The organism is Gilliamella apis (genome assembly GCF_030758615.1).
Lineage (GTDB): Bacteria > Pseudomonadota > Gammaproteobacteria > Enterobacterales > Orbaceae > Gilliamella > Gilliamella apis_A.
The window spans coordinates 2,517,239-2,531,646 of record NZ_CP132381.1 but is presented as its reverse complement, the minus strand read 5'-3'; the positions used below and the strand labels follow the sequence as shown (position 1 = coordinate 2,531,646).

Annotated in this window: 8 protein-coding genes; all 8 read left to right on the top strand. The window is 34.6% G+C overall.

All coding sequences use genetic code 11. The features are described from left to right. Positions 1-6: 6 nt before the first annotated feature. The 8 genes from uriH to RAM17_RS11605 all read left to right on the top strand — a co-directional run bounded on the left by uriH (position 7) and on the right by RAM17_RS11605 (position 14,371). Positions 7-960: a uridine-preferring nucleoside hydrolase UriH gene (uriH, locus tag RAM17_RS11640; protein WP_370527995.1), complete on the top strand. Its 954-nt coding sequence runs from the start codon at positions 7-9 to the stop codon at positions 958-960. Further along, the gene (uriT, locus tag RAM17_RS11635; protein ID WP_110447152.1) at positions 957-2,345 is read left to right on the top strand and encodes a uridine transporter UriT; all 1,389 of its coding nucleotides are present in this window, start codon (positions 957-959) and stop codon (positions 2,343-2,345) included. Before uriH ends, uriT begins: the two co-directional genes overlap by 4 nt. 535 nt (positions 2,346-2,880) lie before the next feature. Next, a complete protein-coding gene (gene mukF, locus RAM17_RS11630) occupies positions 2,881-4,203 on the top strand; it encodes a chromosome partition protein MukF (RefSeq protein WP_086353907.1) in 1,323 nt (440 codons plus the stop codon). A gap of 43 nt (positions 4,204-4,246) precedes the next feature. Then, complete coding sequence (mukE, locus tag RAM17_RS11625) at positions 4,247-4,978, top strand: chromosome partition protein MukE (RefSeq protein WP_081298793.1); 732 nt, start codon at positions 4,247-4,249, stop codon at positions 4,976-4,978. A 2-nt stretch (positions 4,979-4,980) separates the two neighbouring features. Then, positions 4,981-9,399 carry a chromosome partition protein MukB gene (gene mukB, locus RAM17_RS11620; protein WP_110448016.1) on the top strand — a complete coding sequence of 1,473 codons (4,419 nt, stop codon included), beginning with the start codon at positions 4,981-4,983 and terminating at the stop codon, positions 9,397-9,399. A gap of 930 nt (positions 9,400-10,329) precedes the next feature. Then, on the top strand, positions 10,330-10,578 hold the full coding sequence (locus RAM17_RS11615; protein ID WP_110447153.1) for a hypothetical protein: 249 nt from the start codon (positions 10,330-10,332) through the stop codon (positions 10,576-10,578). Between the two features lie 396 nt (positions 10,579-10,974). Then, positions 10,975-12,267, top strand: coding sequence for an HlyD family secretion protein (locus tag RAM17_RS11610; RefSeq protein WP_181414619.1), 1,293 nt, complete (start codon positions 10,975-10,977; stop codon positions 12,265-12,267). Next, the gene (locus tag RAM17_RS11605; protein WP_306240211.1) at positions 12,260-14,371 is read left to right on the top strand and encodes a peptidase domain-containing ABC transporter; all 2,112 of its coding nucleotides are present in this window, start codon (positions 12,260-12,262) and stop codon (positions 14,369-14,371) included. Before RAM17_RS11610 ends, RAM17_RS11605 begins: the two co-directional genes overlap by 8 nt. Positions 14,372-14,408 lie beyond the last annotated feature (37 nt).

Below are 14,408 nucleotides of genomic sequence, written 5' to 3'. Positions count from 1 at the left end.
TTTATGATGAATCAGCCAAAAAAAATTATCCTTGATTGCGATCCCGGTCATGATGATGCTATCGCACTTTTATTAGCTCATGGTAATCCAAATATTGAATTGCTAGCGGTAACTACGGTTGTTGGTAACCAAACATTAGAAAAAGTAACTCGCAATGCATTATCTGTTGCACGTATCGCTAATATTACAAATGTACCTTTTGCTGCAGGAGCGGTAAGACCTTTAATTAGAAATGTAGAAGTGGCACCTGATATTCATGGTGACTCTGGACTTGATGGCCCCGTTTTACCTGAACCGGCAATTCAATTAGATAAAAGGCATGCTATTGATTTAATCATTGATACCATTATGTCACATCCCCCTAAAACAGTCACATTGGTTCCAACTGGAGGTTTAACTAATATTGCAATGGCGGTACGTAAAGAGCCGAAAATCGTTGAGCGAGTAAAAGAAGTTGTTTTGATGGGTGGTGGGTATCATGTTGGCAACTGGAGTGCTGTTGCTGAGTTTAATATCAAGATAGATCCAGAAGCAGCTCATATAGTATTTAATGAAAAATGGCCTGTTACTATGGTTGGATTAGATCTTACCCATCAAGCATTAGCTACACCAGAAGTAATTGAAAAAATATCTGCAATAAAAACAAAACCAGCTAAATTTGTTTTGGAAATGCTGGAATTCTTCGGAAAAATGTATAAACAAGCTCAAGGTTTTACTTATCCGCCAGTGCATGACCCTTGCGCTGTTGCTTATGTTATAAATCCTGAATTAATAAAAACTAAACGAGTGCCAGTTGATATTGAATTGACAGGTACATTAACTTTAGGAATGACCGTGGCTGATTTTCGTTTTCCTCCTGATGATAGTTGTCATACTCAGGTTGCAACTGAACTTGATCATACTGGTTTTTGGGATTTAATTGTTGACTCCCTAGAACGAATAGGTGAGGTTAATCTATGATTGAAAAAAGTAAAGGTAAATCCAGTGTATTTACACTGATGATGGCTTTGCTTGCTGCATGTGTTGCTTTCCAACTTAATGCTAGTATGTTAAGCCCTGTATTAGTAACCATAGCAAAAGAGTTAGGAACGAATGATGCTGCTGTTGGGCTATCGCAAACCTCATTTTTCACAGCAGCAGCTTTATTTTCATTATTTTTACCACGATTAAGTGATATAAAAGGGCGAAAAAAAGTCTTAACTGCTATGTTATTAATCATGACATTAGGTACAGTTTTAGCTGCTGTTGCACCAAATATTGAAGTGTTATATGCCGCGCGGATTATTCAAGGTGTCTCAGGACCAGTCGTACCTCTCTGCTTGTTAATGTTAAGTTTTGAAGTAAAAGATGTTAAACAATATGGTATGTTAATGGGAATAATAACAGCAGTAAATGGTGGTATAGCTGGTGTTGATGCGATAGCAGGTGGTCTACTTGCAACTCATTTCGGTTTTCGTTCTGTATTTTGGGTTATAGCTATAGTGGCTGCAATTTCCACTTTCTTTGTTCATCGTTTTGCCTCTGAATCCAAACCATCGGCAGGCACCAAAATGGATTGGTTAGGTGTTTTGCTAATTGTCTTAACCATAGCTGCGCTATTACTCGCGCTTAATGAAGCGGGTAAACTGGGTAATGCAAATTGGTTGATTGTGGTAGGATTAACACTATTTGCTATCTTATGTTTTATTCTGTTTTGGCATGTAGAAAAAAGAAATAAACAACCACTTGTTACCACCAATCATTTGAAAAAACGTGCTACATGGGCTTTATTATTAACAACAACTTTAACCATGACAGGTATTTTCGCCATTGTTAATGGTTTGGTCATGTCAATTGCTCAAAATCATGAGATTGGCTTTGGATTAGAAGCGGATTGGGCTTCACTCATTTTTCTTACTCCTTATGCTTTAATTGGTTGGTTTGTGGGACCATTTTCCGGAAGGTTGGCACCAACAATGGGTTATAACAATGTGTTAAAATTAGGTCTTGTGGGCTGTGTTATTGGCATTCTAGTTATTATGTTTTATGGCATTCATTCTCTACCTATTTTATCGGTAGGGGTTATTGTGCTAGGTATTTTCTACGCAGGCATGGCCAATATTATCTTAAATGGCTTAGGTGTTGTTTTATCTCCTAGCGAAAACCCAGGTTTTCTACCAGGAATGAATGCTGGTGCATTTAATTTAGGCGCAGGCTTAAGTTTTGCTTTATTACCAGCAATTCAGATGATGAATGGTAGTTCAATTGATGGTTATTTTAATGGCATGTTACTTGGATTAGCGATTACGGTATTAGCTCTAATTTGTAGTTTTCTTATACCTCGTCCAATTAATGCTGAAGTTTAATCAGATGATTAATAATAAACGGGATAATAATCCCGTTTTTTAAATATAAATTAATCTTGTGTCGCTAGTTGGTTATTTTTTACTAGAAAGTCAATTTTAATCCAATAACATTTGACCTTTGATTTGGTATAATAGTTGCTTATCCTTTATCATTGGATATTTCTGTTTTATCTAAATTATTAACTACATCAACAATGACAGAAGTACTGGTCAGCAGTTTACCCTCTTTATTTGCAGTAATTGATAAGTTGTCACTGCGCTTCAATTTTGTTGGATTTATAGAAGGCACCAGTTGTAGGTTAATATTCTATTATTTTTGTATCTATAGAAGCCAATTTGATTAAGGTAATAAAAGTAATTTGAGAAAATGGAATATAGTATATTACATCTAATAATAAATCCTAAACTTAGCTATTTTTAACTACTACAATTTGTTATATAATCGATAAAATTTTGTCCATAACACAATATATTGTGTTTCTCATATTATTTTAAGATGTCAGGCTTTCTGGACATCCTTAATTAAGGAATCACTATGATGGATTTTTCCCAATCAGTGCCAGAACTGGTCTCTTGGGCAAAAAAAAATGATTTTTCAATTGCTTTGCCTGTTGAGCGATTAGCCTTTTTGTTGGCAATAGCTGTATTAAACAGTGAACGCTTTGATGGTGAAATGACTGAATCTGAATTAATTGATGGTTTTAGACATGTTTCACACATTTTTGAGCAAAGTGAAGATACTATTACTGTCCGTGCTAATAATGCGATTAATGATTTAGTACGCCAGCGTTTAATCACACGTTTTGCTAGCGAAATGACCGATGGTTATTCTATTTATCGATTGACACCGTTGGGAATTGGTATATCTGATTACTATATTCGTCAACGAGAATTCTCGACTTTACGTTTATCAATTCAGCTTTCAATTGTGGCACAAGAGTTAAAACGTGCCGCAGATGCTGCTCTTGAAGGTGGTGATGATTTACATTGGCATCGTAATGTTTTCGCACCTTTAAAATATTCAGTAGCTGAGATCTTTGATAGCATTGATATCACTCAGCGAGTGATGGATGAACAACAAGCTGATGTAAAACAAAATATTTCTGCATTATTAAGTCAAGATTGGCAGGCGGCAATTAGTAGCTGTGAGGGCTTACTGACAGAAACATCGCAAACCTTACGTGAATTACAAGATACATTAGCAGCGGCTGGCGATAAGTTACAAGCTAGTTTGCTTTTAATACAAGATGCGACTTTGGATAATCCTGAGTTAGATAAAATTAATAATGTAGTTATTGATTTACAAGGTAAATTAGACCGAATCATCGGTTGGGGACAAAAAGCAATAGACCTATGGATAGGTTATGATAGGCACGTTCATAAATTTATTCGTACTGCAATTGATTTAGATAAGAATCGAGTTTTTTCTCAACGATTACGCAAATCGATCCAAAGCTATTTTGATTCACCATGGTCACTTACTTTTGCGAATGCTGAACGTTTACTGGATATGCGTGATGAAGAATTGGCATTACATGAAGCTGAAGTGACAGGCGAGTTACCTTCCGAACTCGAATTTGAAATGATTGAAGAAATTCAAGAGCACATAGTTGCACATATTGAACAAAATTTATTGATCTTTAAACAAGAAAATAAACCACTTGATATGAGTATTGCTATTCATAGTTATTTAGCACAGTTCCCTCGAGAACAGCATTTTGATATTGCAAGATTGTTTATTGATCAGGCTATTCGATTAGGTATTGCCGAAAGTGATTTACTTGGTATTCCTGCCGAATGGAAACCTATTAACGATTATGGAGCTAAGGTACAAGCACATGTCATCAACAGATACTAAAGATATAGAAATGGAACAAACTGCTCATCATCTTGATGAAGTCATGGGACGTATTGCTGCAAGTTCTCAAGCGTCTATAGATAAATATATGCCAGTTAAATTGGCTCAAGCTATTGCCAATCCAATTTTCCCTGAACTAGATAGTTTATTACGCTCAGGTCGCCATATTGGTATTGATGAGCTGGACAATCATGCATTTTTGATGGATTTTCAATTTGAACTTGAACAGTTTTATCAACGCTATAATGTTGAGCTGATTCGTGCACCAGAAGGCTTTTTTTATCTTCGTCCTCGTTCAACCACTTTAATTCCCCGTTCAGTTCTTTCTGAATTAGACATGTTAGTGGGTAAAGTATTGTGTTATCTCTATTTAAGCCCAGAACGATTAGCGCATGAAGGTATCTTCACTTTGCAAGAACTTTTTGATGAGCTGGTTTCCTTAGCGGATGAAAGTAAATTGTTGAAATTAGTTAATCAACGTTCAACGGGATCTGACTTAGATCGTCAAAAACTGTTTGATAAAGTAAAAACCGCATTAAATCGCTTACGTCGACTAGGTATGATCTTTTTTATTGTAGGTAATGACAGTAGTCGTTTTCGTATAAATGAATCTATTTTCCGCTTTGGCGCTGATGTTCGTAGTAGTGATGATGCGCAAGAAGCGCAATTACGCTTAATTCGTGATGGTGAAGCGATTAAAATAGAATCATCACTTATTTTGGATGATGATAATAGTGAAGAACAAGATGAAGATGTTAATGAGGAGATTGAATAATGATGATGGGACACGGTAAATTTCACTCATTAACCTTAATTAACTGGAACGGTTTTTTTGCTCGAACCTTTGAGCTTGATCAGCTGGTTACCACGCTTTCAGGTGGTAATGGAGCGGGTAAATCAACGACTATGGCTGCATTTGTCACAGCGCTAATTCCTGATTTGACTTTATTACATTTTAGAAATACCACTGAAGCGGGTGCAACTTCAGGTTCTCGAGATAAAGGTTTACATGGTAAGTTAAAGCCTGGTGTTTGTTACTCAATGCTAGATGTTATCAACTCTCGTAATCAGCGAATTATCTGTGGTGTACGTTTACAGCAAGTAGCAGGGCGTGACAAAAAAGTAGATATTAAACCTTTTTTAATACAAGGTTTACCAGTCAATATTAGTCCAACTGAATTGGTAACGGAACGTTTAAATGATAAACAGGCTCGAATTTTATCACTACCAGAATTAAAAGATAAAATTGAGTCAATGGAAGGCGTTATTTTTAAACAATTTAACTCTATTACCGATTATCATTCAGTCATGTTTGATTTTGGTATATTACCGAAACGGTTACGTTCTTCATCTGACCGAAGTAAATATTATCGCTTGATTGAAGCTTCTCTATATGGGGGGATTTCAAGTGCTATTACACGATCATTACGTGATTATTTGTTGCCGGAAAATAGTGGCGTCAGAAAAGCCTTCCAAGATATGGAAGCAGCATTACGTGAAAATAGAATGACACTTGAAGCTATTCGAGTAACACAATCGGATCGTGATTTATTCAAACATCTTATTACTGAGTCTACAAACTACGTTGCAGCTGACTATATGCGTCATGCTAATGAACGTAGAGTCCATATCGAATCGGTTTTAGGATTGCGTCGTGACATGTTTAAGACGCAAGATCTGCTGATTAGTAATCAATTCCGCCAAGTTGAAATGGCAAAAGAATTAAAAGAATATCAAGATGCTCAAAGCGACTTAGAAACGGATCTTCAGGCTGCCAATGATCATCTTAACCTTGCGCAAACGGCTTTACGTCAACAAGAAAAAATAGACCGTTATCAAGCGGACTTAGATGATCTGAATTTGAAACTTGAAGAGCAAAATGAAGTTGTCCTCGAAGCCAATGAACAGTATCAAACTTACCGTGATCAGGTTGAGCAGACTGAGCAAGAAGTTGATGAAATAAAAACTCAATTAGCTGATTATCAACAAGCTTTAGATGTGCAGCAGACTCGGGCAATCCAATACCAACAAGCTATTCAAGCTTTAAAAAATGCTCAACAACTATGCCAATTACCAAAATTAGGTATAAGTAACGTTGAAAATCATTTTGAAATTTTTGAAGAAAAACAAAAAGAAGTTACTGAACAACTGTTAGAATTAGAGCAAAGACTAAGTGTTTCTGATGCCGCAATTAATCAATTTGATAGAGCTTATCAACTAGTTGTTAAATTAGTGGGGGACGTGGTGCGTAGTGATGCTTGGCGTGCCGCCAGAGAAGTATTAAAGCAGTGGCCTTCACAATGTTACCAAGCCGATCAAGTAGAACATTTACAACTACAATTAGATGAATTAGAGCAACGCTTTTTTGAGCAAAAAGAAGCTGAATCATTATTAACTCAATTTTGTAAGCGTTTTGGTCGTCAACTTAACTATGATGAGCTTGATGAATTCAAACAAGAGCTAGAAGTTCAACTAGATCAAAATGCAGAGCTTGCCAATGAATCAAGTGAAAAACGTATTGAATTTAGACAAGAGCTAGAGCAAATTCAAACGCAAATTGGTGCTTATCGACAAAAAGCACCTGTATGGTTAAAAGCCCAAGATGCACTTATCGCATTGCAAGAACAAACAGAGCAAACGTTTACTAACAGTCATGCTGTCACGCAACATATGCAACAATTGCTTGAACAGGAACGTACTTTAGTTACACAACGAGATCAAATAAACTTCAAACGCAATCAACTTGATGCACAAATTGAACAACTCAATCAACCAAGTGGTGTTGATGATGGTCGTTTATCGACGTTAGCGGAAAGGTTTAATGGTGTATTACTTTCTGAAATTTATGAAGATGTAACCATTGATGATGCACCTTATTTTTCAGCATTATATGGCCCATCAAGACAAGCTATTGTGGTACCTGATTTATCACTGGTAAAAGCTCAACTAGAAAGCCTGACAAATAGTGAAGAAGATTATCCAGAAGATATCTATTTTATCGAAGGTGATCCATCTTCATTTGACGATAGTGTTTTTGATTGTGAAGAGATGACTAAATCAGTATTAGTTAAAACCGGTGATCGTCAATGGCGCTTCTCCAGTTTTCCTAAGGTCCCTTTATTTGGCCGAGCAGCACGTGAAATTCATCTTGAAAAATTATCGGTAGAACGCGATGAACTACATGAACGTTATGCAACAATTTCATTTGATCTGCAAAAATTACAACGTATTGAGCAAAATGTTGGCCAGTTTATTGGTGAATATCTATCTGTAGCATTTGATATCGATCCTGAAGCCGAAGCGCAAAAGTTATCGACAAGACGTAATGAAATCGAACGTCAGCTCTTGGCACAAGAAAGTATTGATAAACAAAATCAACAACAAGTTGCAAATTGTAAAGAGCAGTTAATCACTGTAAATCGATTGGTAGCTCAAATGCATTTATTGGCTGATGATGATTTAGCGGATCGGGTTGATGATCTACGTGAGCAAGTTGCTGAAGCGCAAGAGGCCGCGCAATATGTTAGTCGTCATCGCCATACTATTGCAGAACTTGAACCCATTATTGCAGTATTGCAAAGTGATCCTGAGCAAAATGAATCGTTACGTGAGCAGTACAATACGGTTAAAACTCAGCAGCAAACCATTCGCCAACAAGTTTTTGCTTTAACGGAAGTGATGCAACGTCGTGCACATTTTAGCTATGAAGATTCAGCGGGTATGTTGAATGAAAATAGTGATCTCAATGAAAAATTACGTGCTCGATTAGAAGTTGTTGAAGGACAACGAGGTGAAGCTCGTCGTCAAATGCAACAGTATCAAGATAAATATAATCAATACAATCAAACATTAGCATCCCTTAAAAGTGCATTTGAAACTAAGCGAGACATGCTTAATGAATTGCATAAAGAGATCGAACAAATTGGTGTTAAAGCGGATGCAATCACTGAAGAGCGAGCTCGTATCCGTCGTGATGAAATTCATCAAAAACTCAATAGTAATCGTCAACAATGTACGTCTTTGGAAAAACAACTTATTATGTGTGAAAGCGAAATGACGCAAATGCAAAAACGCTTAACACAAACACTGCGTGATTATAAACAATTACGTGAACAAGTTGTTGAAGCAAAAGCTGGTTGGTGTTTAGTGTTACGACTTGTTAAAGAAAATAGTGTAGAACGACGATTACATCGACGAGAATTGGCTTATCTCAGTGCTGATGAACTACGTTCTATGTCGGATAAGGCACTTGGTTCATTGCGTTTAGCGGTAAATGATAATGAACACTTACGTGATATATTAAGATTATCCGAAGATCCGAAACGACCAGAACGTAAAATCCAGTTTTATATTGCGGTTTATAAACATCTACGTGAACGAATTCGCCAAGATATCGTCAAAACTGATGACCCAATTGAAGCCATTGAACAAATGGAAATTGAGTTGTCACGCTTAACTGAAGAGCTTACTTCACGAGAACAACAATTGGCCATTAGTTCAAAAAGTGTGGCTAATATTATTCGTAAAACTATACAACGTGAACAAAACCGTATTCGTATGCTTAATCAAGGATTACAATCAGTGGCATTTGGTCAGGTTAATGGTGTTCGTTTGAATGTTAGTATTCGTGAGGCACACTCTTCATTATTAGCTGCATTAGCTGATGATCAAAATGAACATCAGGATCTATTTAGTAATAATCGTATTACCTTCTCTGAAGCGTTAGCCAAACTTTATCAACGTTTAAATCCACATATTGATATGGGACAACGAACTGCACAAAATATTGGTGAGGAGTTGCTAGATTATCGAAACTATTTAGAGATGGATGTGGAAGTTAATCGTGGTGCTGATGGTTGGTTACGTGCTGAAAGTGGTGCTTTATCAACCGGTGAAGCGATTGGTACAGGTATGTCTATTCTACTAATGGTAATTCAAAGTTGGGAAGAAGAGTCTAAACGTCTACGTAATAAAGATATTTCACCATGTCGATTATTGTTTTTGGATGAGGCCGCTCGTCTTGATGCCAAATCGATTGCTACACTCTTTGAGTTATGCGAACGATTAGAAATGCAGCTTATTATTGCTGCACCAGAAAACATTAGCCCAGAAAAAGGTACAACCTATAAACTAGTTCGTAAGGTTATCAATAACCAAGAACATGTTCATGTTGTTGGCTTGAAAGGTTTTGCTTAATAAAGTTAGCTATGGTATTTTATAAAAATATTGCTGGTATTTACCAGCAATATCTTATTTTGATATAAAAATTCATAAAGATATATGGATTTATCTGCAATATGAATATTGGATGTAGTTGTATTTTATAGATTAGTAGATAGCTTTAAGTGTTAATTATATAAATTCACTGAGTTTGTACTTTCTAAAAAGTGAGCCAATGCTTAACTTGTCCATTACATTCAAATCAATCAAATAGTCGTTTTCAATAGATCATAATTAAACATGATTTCTTATCTAGTAATATTGGATAATTTGCGTCATAAAAGAAATGCTTATTTTAATCTATTGAAAATGAAAACTGTCGAAATTTCTCGTTTAGATAGTCTTTAAATCGATTATTTAGCTTGCAAATTGACACTTTTAATGACAATTTAATATTTTTATCTGATGATATTTTATTAACTATATTGTGACTATAGTTTTTATTATGGGATAAAAAATAAAAAATTTAATAAAAAGGTTAGGCTAATTTTTGTCTAAGTTTAAATTAGCTTAGCTAGTTGCATCTGATGTATAAAAATTATCACCAAAACAGCTAAAAATGAAGAAAATATACGTCACAATTTCGGTTAAAAGCGTTGTTAAGAATTTCTATTTTGGTTTCTGAATGAGAATTAACCAAATTACCTATTTTGTTACTGATTTCGTTAAAACGAGTGATTTTTAATCAGCATAATTTGTTAACGTTTACACTAATTTGTTTGATTATTTGCCTTATTTTATTGAAATAATTAAATTATTTATAAATAAGGTTTTTTTTGTTAAAATTTGACTTGATCGGCATTTTATTTTCTGCTTAAATAAAAAGGAATTTAAGCGATACCATGTGTTAATTGGTATCGGTTAGATTTAAATTTAAAATTAATTTTTTGGAATAAGGAAAACAAAATGAAAGAATTAAACAAAGTAGAAGTTGAACAAGTATCTGGTGCTGGTTTCATCGCTGATGCAGGTGGTGCTTTAGGTAAAGGTATCGGTTGGATCATTGATGCTAAAAATCCAAACAATGGTGGTTTAGGTCAACAAGCTGGTGGCGCTTTAGGCCAAGGTATCGGTCAAATCGTTGAAGCTGGTATCGGTGCTATTAGCCAAATTATCGGTGCAGGTTTAGGCCTAATCGGTCTTGGTAAAAGATAGTAGTAGCTGATTGTCCTTAATTTATATTGTTTAAAGTGGTAAAACGGGAAGCGAGATTCGTTTCTCGTTTTATTTTGAAATGTCATCTAGTGAATTGAAACAAAGCCATCTTAAACTAAGATTTAGCAATTTTTCAATAAGTCATTATCTTTAAATTATAAAATGCCAAATTAATTTAGATGCTAGTTTTAATTATTTTAAAAATTAATTAACACTCTCTAATTGGTTTGTTTATACATTAAGAAATAGAAATATCACAGTAAAGTCGAAAATAATTAGCATATTTTCAATATGATAGTCTTATAAAAAATAAAGTTTACATACTTAACTATATAAATAGAAATAATAAATATATCGTAGCTACTTAATGGTAAGGAAAAATAGGTAACATATTGTATGGAAGATAATCGATTGTTTCGTCAAGAAGCTGTTAATTACCAAAAAGCTAAATGGATGGGAAAGGCATTATTACTTAAAGGATGTTCAGCATGGTTAGTTTTCTTATTATCAATTATCTTTATTATCATTTTATTACTCACGGTAATATTCGGCACCTATACTCGACGAATTAATGTCGCTGGTGAAATTACCACTCAACCAAGAGCTATTAATCTATTTGCACCACAGCAAGGTTTCATTACTAATAGTCATGTTAAAGTTGGCGATATAGTTAAAAAAGGCGATCCTATTTATGAATTAGATGTAAGCCGAACCACACAGTCAGGTAATGTAACCCAAATAACAGTTGAAGCAATTAATAATCAAATTAATAATATATCGAAAATTATTGCCACACTAACTGAAAACAAGCAGATCACATTAAATGCGCTACAGCAACAAATAGACGAGTATAATAAATCCCATCAAGAATCTTTATCTTTGGTTAAAAATGCCGAAAAAGGTATGACAGATATGTATGAAAGCATGCAGAACTTTGCTGTTTACCAAAAGAAGGGACTTATTAATAATGAACAATTTAATAATCAAAGATATTTATACTATCAACAACAAAACGCCTATCAATCACTACAGAATCAAATCATCCAAGAAAAATTAGGCATTATTCAGCTCAACAGTGAATTAGTGACCAAGATAGCTGATTTTGATAACAAAATATCTGAATACCAATATCAATTAAATGATTTACAACGTCAATTAACTGAAGTTAACGCCAGAGGAATGTTAATTATAAGTGCGCCTAGTGATGGTCGTATTGAATCACTAAGTGTTACAGAAGGGCAGATGGTAAAAAATGATGATAGTCTTGCGCAAATTATTCCTGCGAACACTAATGGTTATTATTTAGTGCTTTGGGTTCCTAATGATAGCGTTCCTTATATCTCGGTTAATGATAAACTTAATATTCGTTATGAAGCTTATCCATATCAAAAATTCGGTCAGTTTTCCGGTAAAATTATGTCAATATCTAAGGTGCCGGCTTCTAATCAAGAAATGTCGACTTATAGCAGTTCTCCACTATCGCAAAACACCATTAATTACCAAGCATATTACAAAGTAATGGTATCGCTTGATAAACAGCAAATGGCTAAGTTCAATAAGAAGATTAAATTAACTAATGGTATGAAAGCTGATATTACTCTATTTTTAGAGAAAAGACCTATTTATCAATGGATGCTATCACCTTTTTATGATATTCAGAAAAGTATTACAGGACCAATCAATGGCTAGAAATCAATTTCAGCATATACTTCAAAGTTTACATTTTGGATGGCGAAGAAAAATACCACAAATTTTGCAAACCGAAGCTGCTGAATGTGGTCTAGCCTGTTTAACCATGATTTGTCGCTATTATGGCATGAATGTCGATTTATTTAGTTTACGAAATCAGATAGGGGTTTCATCACATGGTGTCACTCTTGCGACATTAATTAATATGTCGGCTTGCGTTCAATTACAAAGCCGTCCTCTTTCTTTAGATTTAAATGAGATAAACCAGTTAAAAACTCCCTGTATCTTACACTGGGATCTTAACCATTTTGTGGTATTGGTTGCCGTTAAAAGAAACAAATTTATTTTACATGATCCAGCATTTGGTCGTCGAGAAGTGGGTATAAATGAAATGTCAAAGCATTTCAGTGGGATAGCACTTGAGTTATGGCCAGATAAAGAGTTTCAACCACGAACACAACGTAGTCAGCTTAGTTTGCTAAAAATGTTGTTTCAAATTGATGGTTTAAAAGGGTTTTTAGTTAAAATTCTGTCACTGTCTCTGATTATTGAATCCATTAATTTATTACTTCCGATTGGAACGCAATTGGTTATGGACCATGTAATTATTGCCAAAGATCATAGTTTATTAGGTTTAATCTGCATTGGGTTACTGTTCTTTATTTTGTTTAGAACTTTTATTGCGATGTTACGATTTTGGTCATCATTAGTTATGGAATCTTTAGTCGATATTCAATGGAAAGCAGGACTTTTTGGGCATCTAATGAAGTTACCTTTAGCCTATTTTGAAAAAAGAAAACTAGGTGATATACAGTCTCGTTTTGTTTCATTAGAGGTTATACGTTCAACGCTAACAAAAAGTATCGTGAGTAGTATTATTAACATTTTGATGACAATCGGTGTCTTTATCATGATGCTACTGTATGGTGGCTGGTTGGTTTGGATTGTCTGCGGTTTTACTCTAATTTATATAATATTAAGAGTGGTAACTTATCAGCGTTATCGACAAGCATCTGAAGAAAAGATTGTGAAAGAGGCCAAAGCTAATTCCCATTTTATGGAGAGTTTATATGGTATTGATACACTAAAATCATTAAAACTCACTGAGTCTAGAGCTCAATATTGGCTTAATATGAATATTGATACAACTAACGCCAATATTCGCCTAACCAAATTAGATATGATATTTAATGGTGTGAATACATTAATTATGCTGGTTGAGCAAACTTTAATATTATGGGTTGGTGCATCGCTGGTAATGAATGACAAAATGACACTTGGTATGTTTATCGCATTTACTGCATACAGATCTCAATTTTCTGAACAAGCAGCAAATCTGATAAATATGGTATTAGATTTGAAAATGCTAAATTTACATACCGAACGATTAACCGATATTGTATTGACTAACACTGAAAACGATATTGAATCAAAAAATCAATTACCGAAAGATATCCCTGTTGAATTTGAACTGAATAATATAGCTTATCAGTATGATAACCTTTCGCAGCCTATTTTTTCTAATATAAATATGAAAATTAAGGCTGGTGAGAGTGTCGCAATTATTGGTCCATCAGGTGCAGGAAAGACAACCTTGATGAAAGTCATGAATGGCCTACTAGAACCAACTCAAGGGGAAGTTCTGATAAATGGTATTGATATTTATAAGTTTGGTGTCAATAATTATAGAGATATTGTTGGAAGTGTATTACAAAATGATAAACTTTTTGCAGGGTCTATTTCTGATAATATCGCCAGTTTCGATAATGAAAAAAATCATGAATGGCTGGTTGAATGTGCTAAGCACTGTAACATCCATAATGAAATTATGAAAATGCCCATGGGATATGAAACCTTAGTCAGCGAATTAGGTAATAGTTTATCAGGTGGGCAAAAACAGCGTTTATTGATTGCTAGGGCATTATATCGTAAACCTTGCTTGTTATTTCTTGATGAAGCGACAAGTCATTTAGATGAAGATAATGAAGCTAAAATTAATAATGCAATATCTTCATTAAAAATAACACGTATCATTATTGCTCATCGAACATCAACAATAGCAAGTGCCGATCGAGTGATTGATATCACATCAGTGAATCATTAAAGATCAGGATATTAGATAAGAATGAACTTAGTATGGT

Coding starts and splice junctions, on each gene's coding strand:
- RAM17_RS11610 (WP_181414619.1), top strand. CDS start 10,975: ATGGAAGATAATCGATTGTTTCGTCAAGAAGCTGTTAATTACCAAAAA.
- RAM17_RS11605 (WP_306240211.1), top strand. CDS start 12,260: ATGGCTAGAAATCAATTTCAGCATATACTTCAAAGTTTACATTTTGGA.
- mukF (WP_086353907.1), top strand. CDS start 2,881: ATGATGGATTTTTCCCAATCAGTGCCAGAACTGGTCTCTTGGGCAAAA.
- uriH (WP_370527995.1), top strand. CDS start 7: ATGAATCAGCCAAAAAAAATTATCCTTGATTGCGATCCCGGTCATGAT.
- mukE (WP_081298793.1), top strand. CDS start 4,247: ATGGGACGTATTGCTGCAAGTTCTCAAGCGTCTATAGATAAATATATG.
- uriT (WP_110447152.1), top strand. CDS start 957: ATGATTGAAAAAAGTAAAGGTAAATCCAGTGTATTTACACTGATGATG.
- mukB (WP_110448016.1), top strand. CDS start 4,981: ATGATGGGACACGGTAAATTTCACTCATTAACCTTAATTAACTGGAAC.
- RAM17_RS11615 (WP_110447153.1), top strand. CDS start 10,330: ATGAAAGAATTAAACAAAGTAGAAGTTGAACAAGTATCTGGTGCTGGT.